Source organism: Ruegeria sp. AB8, from assembly GCF_056542605.1.
Genome location: NZ_JBQGAB010000003.1, coordinates 188,547 through 203,929 on the forward strand (window position 1 = coordinate 188,547; position 15,383 = coordinate 203,929).

A 15,383-nucleotide genomic window follows, 5' to 3' on the forward strand; every position below is an offset into this window, starting at 1 on the left:
TGTCCGTGTTGCGCCATCTGATCCTGCTGCTTGCCTGTCTTTCACTCAGCGCCTGTGTCGACAGGACGGTGTCTGAAATCGTGCCTTCGGCTGCGGTTGTCGGCACGCCCAAGACGATCCTGGCAACCACGACCCGCGCCAAAGAGGCGAATGGGTCATACGGGTTCCGTCGCGGCGAATCCTTGCGCTACCTGGAAACCACGGTTTCGATTCCGCCAAATCACACCCCGGGAACCCTGAAGTTCTCCTACGCCAACCCAAATCCGAAGAAAGAGTTCGTGTTAGCGAACGTCACCGAACTGGATGGGCCGCAGGACCTGAAAACCCATTTGCGCGGCAAAGAAGACGTCACAATTTTTGTGCACGGATACAACTCGACCCAGACCGAGACCTTGTTTCGGGCCGCACAATTGTCCCACGATATCGGCCTGCCCGGAAACACTCTGGTCTATTCATGGCCCAGCCGTGCGACAGGCTTTGGCTATGCCTATGATCTGGACAGCATGCTGTTCGCCCGTGACGGGCTGGAACAGACCATTCGCTCTTTGAAATCAATGGGGGTCAAGCGGGTCATTCTGGTCGCGCATTCCATGGGAAGCGCTCTGACAATGGAGATGATGCGTCAGGCCGAGTTGCAGGAACCCGGCTGGGCCAAAAGGAACCTGGAAGGCGTGGTTCTGATTTCACCGGATCTGGACGTGGATCTGTTCCGCTCGCAGATGGAACGGATCAAGTCCCCGCCGGATCCGTTTCTCGTCATGGTTTCGCAAAAGGACAGGATTCTGAACATCTCGGCCCGTTTGCGCGGAACGGATGAGGGTGAGCGGTTGGGCAACATCAGCTCGATCGACAGTCTTGAAGAATTTCCGATCAGCGTGATCGACACCACCGCATTTAACAGCGATGCAGAATCATCGCATTTTGTGGCTGCGACTTCTCCGGCGCTGCTGGCGATCCTCAGCTCGCTCAGACGCGTCAACAATACGTTCGGGCCGGAAGATAGACCGGCTATCGACATTCTTGTCCCGCCAAACCAGCGGAACCCGGACGGTGCAACCGAAATAGTCCTGACTGAAACAGGGCAGGCCGAGGTTACGACTCCGTGAACCCGGGCGGCCTGCGTCGGTATCTTGCCCAGAACGCAAGCTGGCTGAGCGCGGGGGCGCTGCTGACCTTTCTGTCGAGTTTCGGGCAGACCTTCTTTATCTCGATCTTCTCGGGCCAGATCCGGTCCGAATTCGGCCTGAGCCACGGTGCATGGGGAAGCCTCTATTCGCTGGGCACGCTGATGTCTGCGGTGTTGATGGTCTGGGCCGGAGGGCTGACCGATATCTTTCGCGTGCGGGCGCTGGGCCCGGCGGTTCTGACGGGGCTGGCGGTGGCCACAGCAGCGATGGCGCTGAACCAGTTGGTTGTTCTGCTGCCATTGGTCGTTTTCCTTCTCCGCCTGTTTGGACAGGGGATGAGCACCCATCTGGCGCTGGTCGCCATGGCGCGATGGTTTACCGCAACGCGGGGCAGGGCGCTTGCCATCGCCTCGGTCGGGTTTTCCATCGGCGAGGCGCTTTTGCCCCTGATCTTTGTCGCTGCAATGGCCCATCTCGACTGGCGAACACTGTGGCTTGTTTGCGCTGCCGTCACTGCGTTGGGAATACCGATCCTGATCCGACTGCTACGCCAGGAACGAACACCTCAAAGTCTGGCCAGTGAATATACCGCCACCGGCATGCAGGGCCGCCACTGGACCCGCCGGGACGCGCTTTTGCATCCGCTGTTCTGGTTCATGGCACCTGCATTGTTGGGTCCGTCCGCCTTCATCACGGCCTTCTTTTTTCATCAGGTTCATCTGGCCGAGGTCAAAGGCTGGCTTCATATCGAACTGGTGGCGCTGTTCCCGGTCTTCACCGCAGTCGGCGTGCTGTCTATGTTTGCGGCGGGCTGGGCGTTGGACAAATGGGGTACGGCGCGCATTATGCCGTTTTACCAGTTGCCTATGGCGCTGGGGTTTCTTGTTCTGTCCTTCACCGGTTCGATTGGTGGCGCCCTGACCGGTCTGGTCCTTCTGGCGCTGACCGTCGGGGCCAACAGCACGCTGCCCAGCGCATTCTGGGCCGAGTTTTACGGAACGCGCCACATCGGTGCGATCAAGGCATTGGCAACAGCGATCATGGTGCTTGGGTCGGCCATCGGCCCCGGACTGACGGGCATTCTGATTGATACCGGCATTCCGCTTGCGACCCAGTTTCTCTGGATCGGAGGGTTTTTCATTCTGGTCTGCGGGGTAACTTGGATCGGTATCACACAAGCCGCACGCACACTTTAACGCGTTCGGCGCAGGTACACGTAATAGGCTCCGTCGCCCCCGTGGCTGATATGGGCGGGTGTTATCTGAAGGACGGCCTGCGCCAGTGGCGGCAACGACAGCCATTGCGGAACCTGATTGCGCAGGACACCCCGCGGCGTCGGGATCGGTCCGGGCTCATCCCTGTCCTTGCCTTTGCCAGTGACAACCAGAACCAGACGCTTGCCAGAAGCCTGCGCAGTCAGAACAAACCGCACCAGAGCCGGATGTGCCGTGTCCACGCGCATTCCGTGCAGGTCCAGCTTGCCTTCCGGCTTCAGCTTGCCGCGCTTCATTCGCGCAAAGGCCTTGGTGTCCATCTGCACCGGACTTGCCCGCAGACTGTCTCCAATTGCGGGTTTCAGGGCATGTTGCGCCGGATTTGTCGTTGCTTTCTGCCCCAGTTCAAACTCGTCAAATCTCGGTTTTGGCTGCCGGTTCGGCTTGGGTTTCGGCAAAACGGTCGGGTGGATCGTCTGCGGAATCTCGGGGTGCAAACGCTCGGCCCGTTTCGCAACCTTTCGCCACAATTCCACCTCTTCTGCGGTGAGCTTTCGGCGGGACATCACAACTCATCCGGCGACATGGCATAAGCGCGCTGAATCGGCAGCAACACAACCATGCGGCCCGGATCCTTCAGCCTCCCTGCAGCCTGACCGGCGGTGTCGCCGGTTCCGAAAAAGATATCGGCACGCTGCGCGCCCTTGATGGCCGCACCAGTGTCTTGCGCGATCATCAGGCGGCGCAGCGGATTTGCCCCATCCTTTTCCAACCAGACTGGTGCTCCCAGCGGCGTATAGGCCGGGTCCGTCGCAATACTGCGCATGGTCGTGACCGATCGGTTCATGGCACCCAGCGGTCCCCGGTCTGGAGCAACCCGTGTGACTTCGCGGAAGAACACATAGGACGGGTTGTGGAACAACAGTTCCGCACCAGCCTCGGGGTTCTTGCGTACCCAGGCCCGGATCATCTGGGCGCTGACCTCGTGTGCGCCAAGAACACCGCGCCTGATTAGCTCGACCCCGATCGACCGATAGGGGTGGCCGTTCGCGCCGCCATATCCGACGCGCAAGGCGCTGCCATCGGGCAGGCGAATTCGCCCCGAGCCCTGAATCTGAAGAAAGAACAGCTCAACCGGATCGTCGACCCACGCAATCTCAAGCCCGCGCCCGGCCATGGCCTCGCCCGTCAGGATTTCGCGGCGGCTCAGCCATTTGTCGGCAGCGCGTGCCTCGGGCGGAATTTTATATAGCGGATATCTGAACCGATCCGATCGGGTTCTGGACCCGTCCAGTTCCGGCTCGAAATACCCGGTGAACAAAGCCTCCTTGCCGTCTTCGACAAGGACAGGGCGAAAGAACAGTTCAAAGAAGGCCCGGGCTGCGTCAGGGGAATAAGTCTTGGCCACGCCGCACAAGGCCCGCCAGTCCGGGTCATTCAGGTCGTTGCAGGTGTTCAGAAAAACCGAAAGGGCCGCCCCGTGATCGTCGGCGGCCCAGCCATCCAGATCGTCGAATGACAGGATGGATCGCGTCGCCTCGGCTCCGGCGGCGCTGGCGGCGGTCATCGCGCCCACCAGTAAGAGCGACCGGAGCGTGGCAATCATGCGTCCGTGGCGACAAGCAGCCAGTTCGGATCATCCGAGCCCATGACACGGGCAAAGGTCCAGCTGTCCTTCTGGCGTTTGACCGTGTTGGGGCTACCTTCGATGATGTCCCCGCCACGATCCCGCACCACCGAAGTCAGTTCACCCACAAACTTCATGGTGATCTCGGCCTGATTGGTGTCCTTGTCGAAACGGGCATCGGCCAGCACGGTTTCACGCACACCGATGAATTCGGCTTCGATGGTCAGGCCCCGGTCTTCGCGGTCGGCCACAACGGAAACGAAAGTGTCAAAGACCTCTTCCGACAGGAAAGGCTGGATTTCGTCCAGGTTGCCCTTTTCGAACCCCATCACGATCATCTCGTAAGCGCCGCGTGCACCCTGCACGAATTCGGTGACGGAAAATCCGGGCTCGATCCGTTTCATCGCGGCCAGTGTCTGGGCCTGCTCGCTGTCTTCGGGAACGTGGTCGGTGATGTCATGATCCGGGCCGCCGTCGATCACTTCAAAATCGCGGCGTGCCTTGTTGGAACCGGGCTGCTGCAGAGGAGGTTTCTCGAAACCTTCACGCGTACCCAGAACGCTTTTCAGGCGCAGGATCAGGAAAACGGCAATTCCGGCCAGGACCAGCAGCTGGATCATGGGTTCGTTCATTTCATCCTCTTTTCAGAACCGCGACTTTGTATACGCGGCCTCATGTCACTATGTAGGTGACAGTTTAGGGCAAGTCCACTGCCCTGCACACGCGAAAGGATGACGAAAATGTATCTGTTTCTGGCATTTCTGTTGGTGCCGATCATCGAGATTGCCCTGTTCATTCAGGTTGGCGGTCTGATCGGACTTTGGCCGACACTTGCAATCGTTGTCCTGACAGCCTTTCTGGGCACCGCTTTGGTGCGGACGCAAGGCCGCATGGCGCTGGGTGAATTGCAGAGAACATTCAACAATCTCGACGACCCGACCGAACCCCTGGCCCATGGCGCCATGATCATTCTGTCAGGCGTATTGTTGCTGACGCCGGGCTTTTTTACCGATGCCGTGGGCTTTGCGCTGCTTATCCCCGGCGTAAGGGTTGCCGTGTTCCGGTATCTGAAATCCAAAGTAACGGTGACGCATTTTCAGATGGGCACAGGTGCACAATTTCACCAGGGCAATGATCCCTTTGGTCAGGATGACGTGATCGATGGCGAATTTACCGAGGTTCACCCCCGCAAAGAACCAACAAAACCGTCGAAATGGGTGGATGGTCCGCACGAGCATTGAGGTGCCGCGCCCAACTTGATAAGCAGTGGCGAAATTCAATTTTGGAGTAGATCCATGGCCGAAGAAAAAGCCGCAGACAACGCTGCGGCACAAACCGCCCCGCAGGTTCAGATGCGGGTTCTGGGGCAATTCATCCGCGATATGTCCTTTGAAAACGTGATGGCGCAAAAGGGTGTATCCGGCGATGTGCAGCCCGAGATTGCCGTACAGGTCAATCTGGACGCGAAAAAGCGCCCGGCAGACCACCAGTTCGAGGTTTCGATCAAGCTGAACCTCACCTCGAAAGCCAAGGGCATGGAAGACATCCTGTTCCTGTGCGAAATCGACTATTGTGGACTGTTCCACGTGGAAGGTGTGCCCGAGGATCAATTGCACCCGTTCCTGATGATCGAATGTCCGCGGATGTTGTTCCCGTTCCTGCGCCGCGTTGTCAGCGACATCACCCGCGACGGTGGTTTCCCGCCGGTCAACCTGGACACAATCGACTTTGTCGGCCTCTACCGTAACGAGTTGATGCGCCGCCAGGCCGAAGCCCAGAAGGCCGAAGCCTGATCAATCTGACCCGCGCCGGACATTGGTTCAGGCGCGGGTCCAAAGGGCGTTTTCGCCCAGTTTTTCCACAAATTCCTGATGTGCGGCGCGTTCATCTTCGGTGATCCGCGGCGCAAGCGGTGTTGCGCGCGGCGTCGGACGCCAATCCTCGCTGCCGCCGGAGGCATTTGCGGTAGACGCCGACAGGCCGAAATCGGGTTGCCGCCCGCCGATTAGTTCCAGATACACCTCGGCCAGAATCTCCGAGTCGAGCAGAGCGCCGTGCAGAACACGGTTCGAGTTGTCGATGCCGAACCTGCGGCACAGTGCATCCAGCGAGGCGGGCGAGCCCGGAAACCGTTTTCGTGCAATGGCCAGCGTATCCAGAGCCTGATCCATCGGAATCGGGGCCAGGCCCATCCAGCCCAGTTCGGCGTTCAGGAATTTCATATCGAAGGATGCGTTGTGGATCACCAATCGCGCATCGCCCACAAAATCGCGGAATCCCTGGCCGACCTTGGCGAATACAGGTTTGTCCTTAAGCGTCACCTGGCCTTTTTCTGGCGGGCGGGGCGGTTCCAGCAAATCCGGACCGATCCCGTGCACACCAAATGCCTCCTCCGGCATCGAGCGCTGGGGGTTGATGTAGACATGATAGGTTTCGCCCGTCGCGACGTGATTCCACAGCTCGACCGCGCCAATTTCCACGATCCGGTCGCCGCTTTCGGGATCAAAGCCCGTGGTTTCGGTATCGAGAACGATCTCACGCATTTGCCAGTCCTGCCCTGATCTGCCTGACCACATCCTGCACCTGCGCGCGGGCATGGTCCAGCGTATCGGTGACAATCACGAAATCCGACCGCGCACATTTTTCTTCATTCGGCATCTGCTTGGCACGAATTTGCTCGAACTGCGCTTCGGAAATCGTTCCGCGGGCCATCACGCGGCGTTTTTGTTCCTCGGCCGGTATCGAGACACAGGCAACGGCATCCATCGCGACGTCTCCTCCCGTTTCGAACAAAAGCGGGATGTCGAACACCAGAATATCCTCGGTCGCGGTTTCCCGGAACCTGGCTCGATCCGCAGCAACCAGCGGGTGCACTATGCTTTCTATGGTTTTCAGAACGGAAGGATCAGAGGTGATGATCCGTTTCAACGCATCCCGGCTGACAGCGCCGTCAAGGACAGCCTCGGGAAACACAGCAGCCATCGGCGCAACTGCCGCCCCACCTGCGGAATAAAGCTGGTGGACTGCCGCGTCCGCGTCCCACAGCCCGCAGCCTTCGGCCACGAACATCTGCGCCGTCGTGCTTTTGCCCATGCCGATCGAGCCGGTCAGGCCAAGGGCAAAACTCATGCCAGGGCCGCCGCGCGGGTTTCTGCGGTGACCTCGGGGCGCACTCCGAACCAGCGCTCAAACCCCGGAACCGCCTGATGCAACAGCATGCCCAGACCGTCCACCGTTGTGCATCCGGCTTCTTCAGCCTGTTGCAGCAATCGGGTGCGCAGCGGGGCGTAGACCAGATCATTCACCACGGTGCCGGGCTGCAAGCCATCCAGCGGCACGCGCAGTTCGGGCTGACCCTGCATTCCCAGCGAGGTTGTGTTCACCACAAGCTCGGCCTCTTCAATGACATTTCCGGCCTGCACCCAGTCAATCACGGTAATGCGCTGGCCGAATTCTTCTTTCAGATGATCGGCACGAGTGCGGGTTCGGTTGGTCAGCAGGATCTCGGGGACGCCAGCATCCGCCAGGGCGGACAGAATGGCGCGCGCTGCGCCGCCGGCCCCAAAGACCACGGCCGGCCCGTCCTGCGGGTTCCAGTCGGACGCGCCTGCGCGCAGGTTCTCCATAAAGCCATACCCGTCTGTGTTATCGGCATGGATCGAGCCATCGTCGCGAAACACAAGCGTATTCGCTGCCCCGATGACCGAAGCCCGGTCAGACACATGATCGGCCAGACGCAGTGCGGCTTCTTTATGCGGAACCGTCACATTCGCACCCACAAACCCGGCTTTCGTCAAACTCCGCAAAACTGTTTCCAGATCCGCGGGCGTGACATCCATGGGAACATAATGCCCGGCCAGACCATAGGTCTGTAGCCAATGACCGTGCAGCTTGGGCGACCGGGAATGCGCCACCGGGTGCCCGATCACCCCGGCCAGAGGAATACGATGTTCCGTCATTGATCGATCACCCCTTTTACGGCCAGATAGTTGAGCAACTCCAACAGGGGCATACCCAAGACGTTAAAATAGTCGCCGTCAATGGTGGCGAACAGCCGCGCGCCTTCTTCTTCCAGCTTATAGGCACCTACGGCGTATCGGATACTGTCCCAATTGCGCGCCACATAATCCTTCAGATAGGCATCCGAACTGGCCCGCATCCGCAGACGAACCTGCCCCACATGTCGCCAGATCGGTTCCCCGTTCTGATAAATGACGGCAGCCGACAGCAACATGTGCCGTTTCCCCCGCATCGCCTTCAACTGGGCCAGTGCGTCATCAGGCGTCTCCGGCTTGGACAACAAACGGCCTTCGAAGTCCAGAACCTGATCACATCCCAGAACTATGGCCCCCGGGTTCTTGTCGCTGATTTTTCGCGCCTTCATCTCGGCCAGCGCATCGGCAATGTCACGCGGTGATGCCTCTTCAGCCAACAGCGCGCGTTTCATGCTATCTTCATCTACGCGCGCGACCTGAACGGAAAACGGGACACCCGCGTTCTCCAGAAGTTGCGCCCGGATGGCCGAGCCCGAAGCGAGTATGATGGGGACAGGCATGTGGAAAACCCCGTGGGCAAAGCGTTGAGTGATCTGGGACGTTTTGTATGGTTTTCAGGTTGACACGCAACCCCGCGATTTCGGCGCGGATCTTCCCCGAGTCGCCCGAAAACTGTCAAAGCAGGACAAGAATAACTTTGGAAATCGGGAAAACCGCGATGTCCCCAGTTGGCCATCGAGTTATCCACAGTGAAGATCGCGTAATGGTATACTAACTATATGAATTTAAGCGATAAATAATTAAATTAACAAGATCAGCGGCATTGCGGTCAACTCTATCCACCTGGGGAAAAGTGAAGGGCAAAAAAGTAATCCACGGATTCTGCTCTCTCTACAAAACCATCATCCTTTCTCTTTTCTTATTTTTTTATTAGGGAGAGTTCCGAGCAACGCCCGGAGCCAGAATGACCGATCTTCTTTTCACGATTTACCCGTGGGTGAAGTCTTTACATATCATGGCCGTGATCTCTTGGATGGCAGGTCTGTTCTATTTACCCAGATTGTTCGTTTATCACGTGGAAAAGGCGCAATCCGTCGACGGGGCTGAACAGATTTTCTTTGAAATGGAAGAAAAGCTGTTACGGGTCATCATGCGCCCGGCAATGATCGTGGCCTGGGCCTGCGGCCTGATCATGGTTTTTACTCCGGGTATCGTCGGCTGGGACTGGTCCTGGCCCTGGGTCAAGGGCGCAGCAGTGATCGGGATGACCTGGTTCCATCACTGGCTGATGGCACGTCGCAAGGACTTTCTTGAAGGCCGAAACAAGCTCACTGGGCGCCAGTACCGCATGATGAACGAGGTACCGACCGTTTTGATGGTTGCCATCGTTCTGGCGGTCATTCTGAAGTTCTGAAGGCCTGTTTGACTCTGCCAGCCGTCGCGCTTATGTAGGGATCAACACGCCCGTCCGGGCGGCGTATCTTCCGTACTGAAATTCCACTTCGTGCCGCGATGCCAGCGGTGAAGGTATTTATCATGACAACTGAAGCCCTGAATCTGGCCGACCTGAAAGCCAAAAGCCCCAAAGACCTTCTGGCGATGGCCGAAGAACTGGAGATCGAAAACGCCTCGACCATGCGGAAAGGCGAGATGATGTTCCAGATTCTACGCGAACGCGCGGATGATGGCTGGACCGTTGGCGGTGATGGTGTGCTTGAAGTGCTGCAGGACGGTTTTGGCTTCCTGCGCTCGCCCGAGGCGAACTATCTGCCGGGTCCGGACGATATCTATGTCTCGCCTGACATGATCCGCCTGCACTCACTGCGGACCGGGGACACGGTTGAAGGCGAGATCAAGGCACCAGATGAGAACGAACGTTATTTTGCGCTGACCAAGGTCACAAAGATCAACTTCGAAGATCCTGATAAGGCCAAGCACAAAATCCTGTTCGACAACCTGACGCCGCTGTATCCGGATGAGCGTCTGAAGATGGAGATCGAAGATCCCACAATCAAGGACAAATCGGCGCGTGTCATCGACCTGGTTTCGCCAATTGGTAAAGGCCAGCGTTCGCTGATCGTGGCACCGCCGCGCACCGGTAAGACGGTGATCCTGCAGAACATCGCGCATTCGATCGAGCAGAACCACCCCGAGTGCTACCTGATCGTCCTGCTGATCGACGAACGCCCGGAAGAAGTGACCGATATGCAGCGCTCGGTGAAGGGTGAGGTTGTGTCCTCGACCTTTGACGAACCGGCGACGCGCCACGTGGCCGTGTCGGAAATGGTGATCGAAAAAGCCAAACGCTTGGTCGAACATAAACGAGATGTTGTTATTCTTCTCGATTCAATAACAAGACTTGGTAGGGCATTTAACACTGTGGTGCCATCCTCGGGTAAAGTTCTGACCGGTGGTGTGGACGCCAACGCGCTGCAGCGGCCCAAGCGGTTCTTTGGTGCCGCGCGGAACATCGAAGAGGGCGGCTCGCTGACCATCATCGCCACCGCGCTGATCGACACCGGCAGCCGGATGGACGAGGTGATCTTCGAAGAATTCAAAGGTACGGGTAACTCGGAAATCGTTCTGGATCGCAAGATTGCAGACAAGCGCGTGTTCCCGGCGATCGACATCCTCAAGTCCGGTACCCGGAAAGAGGACCTGCTGGTCGACAAGGGTGATCTGGCGAAGACCTTCGTTCTGCGCCGCATCCTCAACCCGATGGGCACGACGGACGCGATCGAGTTCCTGTTGTCGAAGTTGAAACAGACCAAGACGAACGGCGAGTTCTTCGATTCGATGAACACCTGACACAGGTCTTAAACGACGCGAGGCCTTCGAATGGATACGATATTCGCCTTGGCCAGCGCGCAAGGCAAAGCAGGGGTGGCGGTTATCCGCCTCTCTGGTCCACAGGCGCATGAGGCCGCGGCAGAACTGACCCGCGGTACATTGCCTTCCCGCGGCATGCACCTCCGATCCCTGTATGCGCAGGATGGGGGGCGGTTGGATGATGGACTTGTACTGACCTTCGAAGGACCGGCCAGCTTTACCGGCGAAGATGTGGCTGAGCTGCAGATCCATGGCAGTACGGCTTCAGTGAACGCCGTTTTGCGCTGTCTGTCTGACATGGAAGATCTGCGCTTGGCTGAACCCGGAGAGTTTACGCGCAGAGCATTGGAAAACGGCAAGATGGATTTGACGCAAGTCGAAGGTCTGGCCGATCTGATTGACGCGGAGACCGAAGCTCAGCGTAAACAGGCGCAAACGGTTTTGGCTGGTGAATTGGGTGTTCTGGCCGAGCGCTGGCGTCGTGACCTTATCCGCGCCGCGTCCTTGTTGGAGGCGGTTATCGACTTTGCCGATGAAGACGTGCCGACAGATGTTACGCCTGAGGTGCGGTCGCTTGTATCGGGTGTCATGGATGACCTGCGCCGGGAAGCGGAAGGCGTAAAAATAGCCGAACGAATTCGAACAGGATTTGAGGTGGCCATCGTTGGTTTGCCGAATGCAGGTAAATCCACTCTGCTAAATGCCTTGGCCGGGCGGGAAGCTGCAATAACCTCGGAATTTGCCGGAACAACCCGTGATGTGATTGAGGTTCGCATGGACCTTGCCGGGCTGCCTGTCACATTGTTGGACACAGCCGGGTTGCGCGAAACCGAGGATCACGTTGAAAGCCTAGGAATCGAACTGGCCCGAAAACGCGCCGAAGCTGCTGATTTGCGAGTGTTTTTGGCTGATTCTCCGCAAGATCTGGGTGTTCCGATGAGCGAAGGAGATATCCAGGTCTTTCCGAAATCCGACCTGCGTTCACATTCCAAAGGTGGAATATCAGGGAAAACCGGGGAAGGGATAGATCAGCTAATATCCCAGATATCGTGTGTCTTGGCGCAGCGATATACCAGCCATGGTATCGCCACGCGCGAACGGCACCGTGTATCGCTGAACAAAGCTTTGCAATCCTTGTCCGACGCAACAAGCGTTCTGGAATCAGGTCCGGATCTGTATGATATCGCAGCCGAGGAACTGCGTTCAGCCATACGCGCCCTTGAATCACTGGTCGGCAGAATAGATGTTGAAAACCTGTTGGACGAAATATTCTCCAGCTTCTGCCTGGGTAAGTAGGGAGTGTTTCACGTGAAACATTCAATGTTTGATGTCGTCGTAATTGGTGCCGGTCACGCCGGAACCGAAGCCGCACATGCCGCAGCCCGGTTGGGTGCCGCCACCGCATTGGTCACCTTGTCTGAAACGGATATCGGAGTAATGTCCTGCAATCCGGCAATCGGCGGGCTGGGCAAGGGGCATCTGGTTCGGGAAATTGATGCCCTGGGGGGCGTCATGGGTCAGGTCGCCGATCAGGCTGGTATTCAATTTCGCCTGCTTAATCGCCGCAAGGGTCCGGCCGTGCAGGGGCCCCGAACACAGGCTGACCGCGCGTTGTATCGGTCCGCCATGCAAGCGACGACGAAAAGACAGGAAAACCTGTCCGTGATTACCGGGGAAGTCGTCGACTTCCTGATGGATGGATCACGAGTTGCCGGAGTTCAACTGGCTGACTCATCAGAGATTCACGCGAAAACTGTTATTCTGACCTCAGGTACTTTTCTTCGGGGCGTGATACATATCGGAGATGCGTCAAAGCCCGGAGGTCGGATGGGGGACCGGCCATCGGTGAAACTGGCGGAGCGCCTGGACGGATTTGATCTTCCGATGTCACGTCTCAAAACCGGGACACCACCGCGATTGGACGGCAGAACCATCGATTGGTCGGGACTGGATGAGCAAAAGGGCGATGAGGATCCAACATTCTTTTCGTTTCTGACAAAAACAGCGGTCGCGCCACAAATTTCATGCGGGATCACCCATACCAACGAACGTACCCACGAGATAATTCAAAACAACCTGTCCCGTTCGGCGATGTATGGCGGTCACATAGATGGCGTTGGGCCCAGATATTGCCCGTCGATCGAAGATAAAATCGTTAGGTTTGCGGACAAGGATTCCCATCAGGTTTTCCTTGAACCAGAAGGTGTGAAAGACCACACAATCTACCCGAATGGAATTTCGACATCTCTGCCTCAGGATGTTCAACTGGCCTATGTGCGGTCCATAAAGGGACTTGAGGCCGCTGAAATACTACAACCTGGATACGCGATCGAATATGACTACGTGGATCCACGTGTTCTGACGAGTTCACTGTCTTTGCCTGATGTACCGGGTCTATATCTTGCGGGTCAGATCAACGGTACCACAGGATATGAGGAAGCGGCGGCACAAGGTATGGTCGCAGGTCTGAATGCGGCCTTGGAAGCGCAAGGGCGGGATCCGGTACACTTTACAAGGGCCGACAGCTATATCGGTGTCATGATCGACGATCTGACAACGCGTGGTGTGGCAGAACCCTATCGAATGTTTACATCCCGGGCAGAATTCAGGCTGTCCCTTCGTGCTGACAATGCAGATCAACGGTTGACACCCATTGGGATGAAACTGGGTTGCATTGATGAACGTCGAAGAATCCAGTTTGAAGAAAGAGTTCAAAAATTGGATCAGGTTAAGTCGCGCCTGAAAGAACAAAGCTTCACGCCAAAGGAAGTGCGAGCTGCGGGAATCAATGTCAACCAGGACGGAAACCGCAGGGATGGAATGGCAATCCTAGCCTTCCGAGATGTCAGTTTTCAGGATTTGATCCCGCTACTCCCGGATCTTGAACAGGTCGAAGATGAAATTCGGTTGCAGGTCGAGCGAGACGCGCTTTATGCGAATTATATCGCGCGCCAGCAAAGGGATGTCGAAGCTATGAAGCGGGATGAATCCTATGAAATCCCACGAGATTTCGATTATTTCGGGATGGAGGGGCTATCTTCAGAGATGAAGCAAAAACTCTCGTCAGCAAGACCCGAAAATATCGCACAGGCCAGCCGGGTCGAAGGCGTTACTCCTGCCGCTCTGGCACTGGTTCTTGCAAAACTAAGGCGCGGCCTGAAGGCCCGGAAAGCATGAGTTCAGAGTTTGCCTTGTTTGACGGGCTGAATGTTTCACGTGAAACATTTGCTCGGTTTGAGACCTACGTAGATTTGGTGAATCGCTGGAACCCTAAGATCAACCTTGTTTCGAAAAACAGTCTTTCGGAGATCTGGACACGCCACATCCTGGATTCCGTGCAGGTATTCCGTTGTGTCGAGAGCTTTGGGCATTGGGTGGATCTGGGCAGCGGAGGGGGCTTCCCGGGCATGGTTTGCGCAATTATGGCCATTGATGAAGCACCTGACTCCAGATTCACCTTCTTGGAAAGCGATCAGCGAAAATCGGCCTTCTTGCGAAATGTAGCCCGGGAATGCGGCGCAAACTGCACTGTAGTTTCCAAGCGGATCGAGTTGGCGGAACCTGCCGAAGCAGATGTACTATCCGCCAGAGCATTGGCCGATCTGAGTAAACTATTGTCGTTCTGCGACAGGCATTTAGCCGATTCCGGCGTAGCGCTGTTCCCAAAAGGCGCAAACTGGAAAAAAGAACTGGAAGAAGCGCGTAAGGAATGGAATTTTGGTGTTGAGCCAATTAGAAGTTTAACCGAACCCCAAGCCGTTATCCTTAAGGTCAAAGGAGTATTACGTGGTTGATCTGTCTCGCCCGGTAGGGCCTCGGATAATTGCGGTTGCCAATCAGAAGGGTGGGGTAGGGAAAACCACAACAGCGATCAACTTAGCGGCAGGCCTCGCCGAAGCGGGGTGTAAAGTTCTAGTTGTGGACCTTGATCCGCAGGGGAACGCGTCAACCGGTCTGGGCGTCGAGGACCGCGACTGGACGACCTATGACCTGATTCTTGACGATGCTCCGCTGGAGGCGGTGATTCAGGAAACGGAGATTGACGGGCTTTTTGTTGTCCCAGCCACTGTCGATCTGAGTTCAGCCGATATTGAGCTCATTTCCAATGAAAAACGCAGCTATCTGCTTCACGATGCGCTACGTCAGACCGCAATTGACAAATTTGAGTTGGATTATGTGCTGATCGATTGCCCGCCGTCCCTGAATTTGCTGACGATCAACGCCATGGTTGCGGCCCATTCGGTGCTGGTTCCGCTTCAAAGCGAGTTCTTCGCACTTGAGGGGCTGTCTCAGTTAATGCTGACTATTCGAGAGGTTCGCCAGACCGCAAATCCGGACCTGAGAATCGAAGGTGTTGTGTTGACCATGTATGACAACCGCAACAACTTGTCCCGCCAGGTTGAAAAAGACGCGCGTGACAATCTGGGTGAGATGGTATTTAAAACCAAGATACCCAGAAATGTTCGGGTCAGCGAAGCGCCGTCTTATGCGTTGCCGGTCTTGCAGTACGACTCGGGGTCTCTGGGGGCGATGGCCTACCGTCACCTGGCCCGGGAAGTCATGCAAAAAAATAACAGAGCCGCCGCCTAGG

The 15,383-nt window shown here is 56.9% G+C and carries 17 protein-coding genes; 10 read left to right on the top strand and 7 right to left on the bottom strand.

Features of this window, described 5'->3' with window-relative positions; genetic code table 11:
- The first annotated feature begins 5 nt into the window (after nucleotides 1–5).
- On the top strand, nucleotides 6–1,106 hold the full coding sequence (locus tag ACR0CG_RS04800) for an alpha/beta hydrolase (protein WP_480523053.1): 1,101 nt from the start codon (nucleotides 6–8) through the stop codon (nucleotides 1,104–1,106).
- The gene (locus ACR0CG_RS04805) at nucleotides 1,103–2,323 is read left to right on the top strand and encodes an MFS transporter (protein WP_480523054.1); all 1,221 of its coding nucleotides are present in this window, start codon (nucleotides 1,103–1,105) and stop codon (nucleotides 2,321–2,323) included. Before ACR0CG_RS04800 ends, ACR0CG_RS04805 begins: the two co-directional genes overlap by 4 nt.
- Here the strand turns inward: ACR0CG_RS04805 and ACR0CG_RS04810 are convergent.
- Genes ACR0CG_RS04810 through ACR0CG_RS04820 form a run of 3 tightly spaced genes read right to left on the bottom strand, consistent with a single transcriptional unit; the run spans nucleotide 2,320 to nucleotide 4,600 of the window.
- Nucleotides 2,320–2,907, bottom strand: coding sequence for a Smr/MutS family protein (locus tag ACR0CG_RS04810; RefSeq protein WP_480523055.1), 588 nt, complete (start codon nucleotides 2,905–2,907; stop codon nucleotides 2,320–2,322). The genes ACR0CG_RS04805 and ACR0CG_RS04810 overlap by 4 nt on opposite strands.
- The gene (gene mltA / locus ACR0CG_RS04815) at nucleotides 2,907–3,947 is read right to left on the bottom strand and encodes a murein transglycosylase A (protein ID WP_480523056.1); all 1,041 of its coding nucleotides are present in this window, start codon (nucleotides 3,945–3,947) and stop codon (nucleotides 2,907–2,909) included. The genes ACR0CG_RS04810 and mltA overlap by 1 nt, the downstream gene beginning before the upstream one ends.
- Nucleotides 3,944–4,600, bottom strand: coding sequence for a Tim44/TimA family putative adaptor protein (locus tag ACR0CG_RS04820; RefSeq protein ID WP_480523057.1), 657 nt, complete (start codon nucleotides 4,598–4,600; stop codon nucleotides 3,944–3,946). The genes mltA and ACR0CG_RS04820 overlap by 4 nt, the downstream gene beginning before the upstream one ends.
- Before the next feature lie 108 nt (nucleotides 4,601–4,708).
- On the opposite strand from ACR0CG_RS04820, the gene ACR0CG_RS04825 reads away from it, so the two are divergent.
- Nucleotides 4,709–5,209 (top strand): FxsA family protein, encoded by a 501-nt coding sequence (locus tag ACR0CG_RS04825; RefSeq protein WP_480440961.1) that lies wholly within the window; start codon nucleotides 4,709–4,711, stop codon nucleotides 5,207–5,209.
- A gap of 54 nt (nucleotides 5,210–5,263) precedes the next feature.
- Nucleotides 5,264–5,761: a protein-export chaperone SecB gene (gene secB / locus ACR0CG_RS04830; protein WP_170680123.1), complete on the top strand. Its 498-nt coding sequence runs from the start codon at nucleotides 5,264–5,266 to the stop codon at nucleotides 5,759–5,761.
- Between the two features lie 27 nt (nucleotides 5,762–5,788).
- Here secB and dnaQ read toward each other — a convergent pair whose 3' ends face one another.
- Genes dnaQ through ACR0CG_RS04850 form a run of 4 tightly spaced genes read right to left on the bottom strand, consistent with a single transcriptional unit; the run spans nucleotide 5,789 to nucleotide 8,523 of the window.
- Nucleotides 5,789–6,511 carry a DNA polymerase III subunit epsilon gene (gene dnaQ / locus ACR0CG_RS04835; RefSeq protein ID WP_480440959.1) on the bottom strand — a complete coding sequence of 241 codons (723 nt, stop codon included), beginning with the start codon at nucleotides 6,509–6,511 and terminating at the stop codon, nucleotides 5,789–5,791.
- Complete coding sequence (coaE, locus tag ACR0CG_RS04840; RefSeq protein ID WP_480523058.1) at nucleotides 6,504–7,097, bottom strand: dephospho-CoA kinase; 594 nt, start codon at nucleotides 7,095–7,097, stop codon at nucleotides 6,504–6,506. The genes dnaQ and coaE overlap by 8 nt, the downstream gene beginning before the upstream one ends.
- Entirely contained in the window at nucleotides 7,094–7,927 is an 834-nt protein-coding gene (locus tag ACR0CG_RS04845) for a shikimate dehydrogenase (protein ID WP_480523059.1), read from the bottom strand. The genes coaE and ACR0CG_RS04845 overlap by 4 nt, the downstream gene beginning before the upstream one ends.
- Nucleotides 7,924–8,523, bottom strand: coding sequence for a Maf family protein (locus tag ACR0CG_RS04850; RefSeq protein WP_480523060.1), 600 nt, complete (start codon nucleotides 8,521–8,523; stop codon nucleotides 7,924–7,926). The genes ACR0CG_RS04845 and ACR0CG_RS04850 overlap by 4 nt, the downstream gene beginning before the upstream one ends.
- Before the next feature lie 404 nt (nucleotides 8,524–8,927).
- Between ACR0CG_RS04850 and ACR0CG_RS04855 the strand changes: the two genes are divergently transcribed.
- The 6 genes from ACR0CG_RS04855 (at nucleotide 8,928) to ACR0CG_RS04880 (ending at nucleotide 15,382) form a co-directional block, all read left to right on the top strand.
- The gene (locus tag ACR0CG_RS04855; protein ID WP_170612763.1) at nucleotides 8,928–9,377 is read left to right on the top strand and encodes a CopD family protein; all 450 of its coding nucleotides are present in this window, start codon (nucleotides 8,928–8,930) and stop codon (nucleotides 9,375–9,377) included.
- Between the two features lie 122 nt (nucleotides 9,378–9,499).
- Entirely contained in the window at nucleotides 9,500–10,771 is a 1,272-nt protein-coding gene (gene rho, locus ACR0CG_RS04860; RefSeq protein ID WP_480523061.1) for a transcription termination factor Rho, read from the top strand.
- A 30-nt stretch (nucleotides 10,772–10,801) separates the two neighbouring features.
- Nucleotides 10,802–12,088, top strand: a complete 1,287-nt coding sequence (gene mnmE / locus ACR0CG_RS04865) for a tRNA uridine-5-carboxymethylaminomethyl(34) synthesis GTPase MnmE (RefSeq protein ID WP_480523062.1) — start codon at nucleotides 10,802–10,804, stop codon at nucleotides 12,086–12,088.
- Nucleotides 12,089–12,100: 12 nt separating this feature from the next.
- The gene (gene mnmG, locus ACR0CG_RS04870) at nucleotides 12,101–13,969 is read left to right on the top strand and encodes a tRNA uridine-5-carboxymethylaminomethyl(34) synthesis enzyme MnmG (RefSeq protein ID WP_480523063.1); all 1,869 of its coding nucleotides are present in this window, start codon (nucleotides 12,101–12,103) and stop codon (nucleotides 13,967–13,969) included.
- Nucleotides 13,966–14,586, top strand: a complete 621-nt coding sequence (gene rsmG, locus ACR0CG_RS04875; RefSeq protein ID WP_480523064.1) for a 16S rRNA (guanine(527)-N(7))-methyltransferase RsmG — start codon at nucleotides 13,966–13,968, stop codon at nucleotides 14,584–14,586. The genes mnmG and rsmG overlap by 4 nt, the downstream gene beginning before the upstream one ends.
- The gene (locus tag ACR0CG_RS04880; RefSeq protein WP_480523065.1) at nucleotides 14,579–15,382 is read left to right on the top strand and encodes a ParA family protein; all 804 of its coding nucleotides are present in this window, start codon (nucleotides 14,579–14,581) and stop codon (nucleotides 15,380–15,382) included. The genes rsmG and ACR0CG_RS04880 overlap by 8 nt, the downstream gene beginning before the upstream one ends.
- Nucleotide 15,383: the final 1 nt, after the last annotated feature.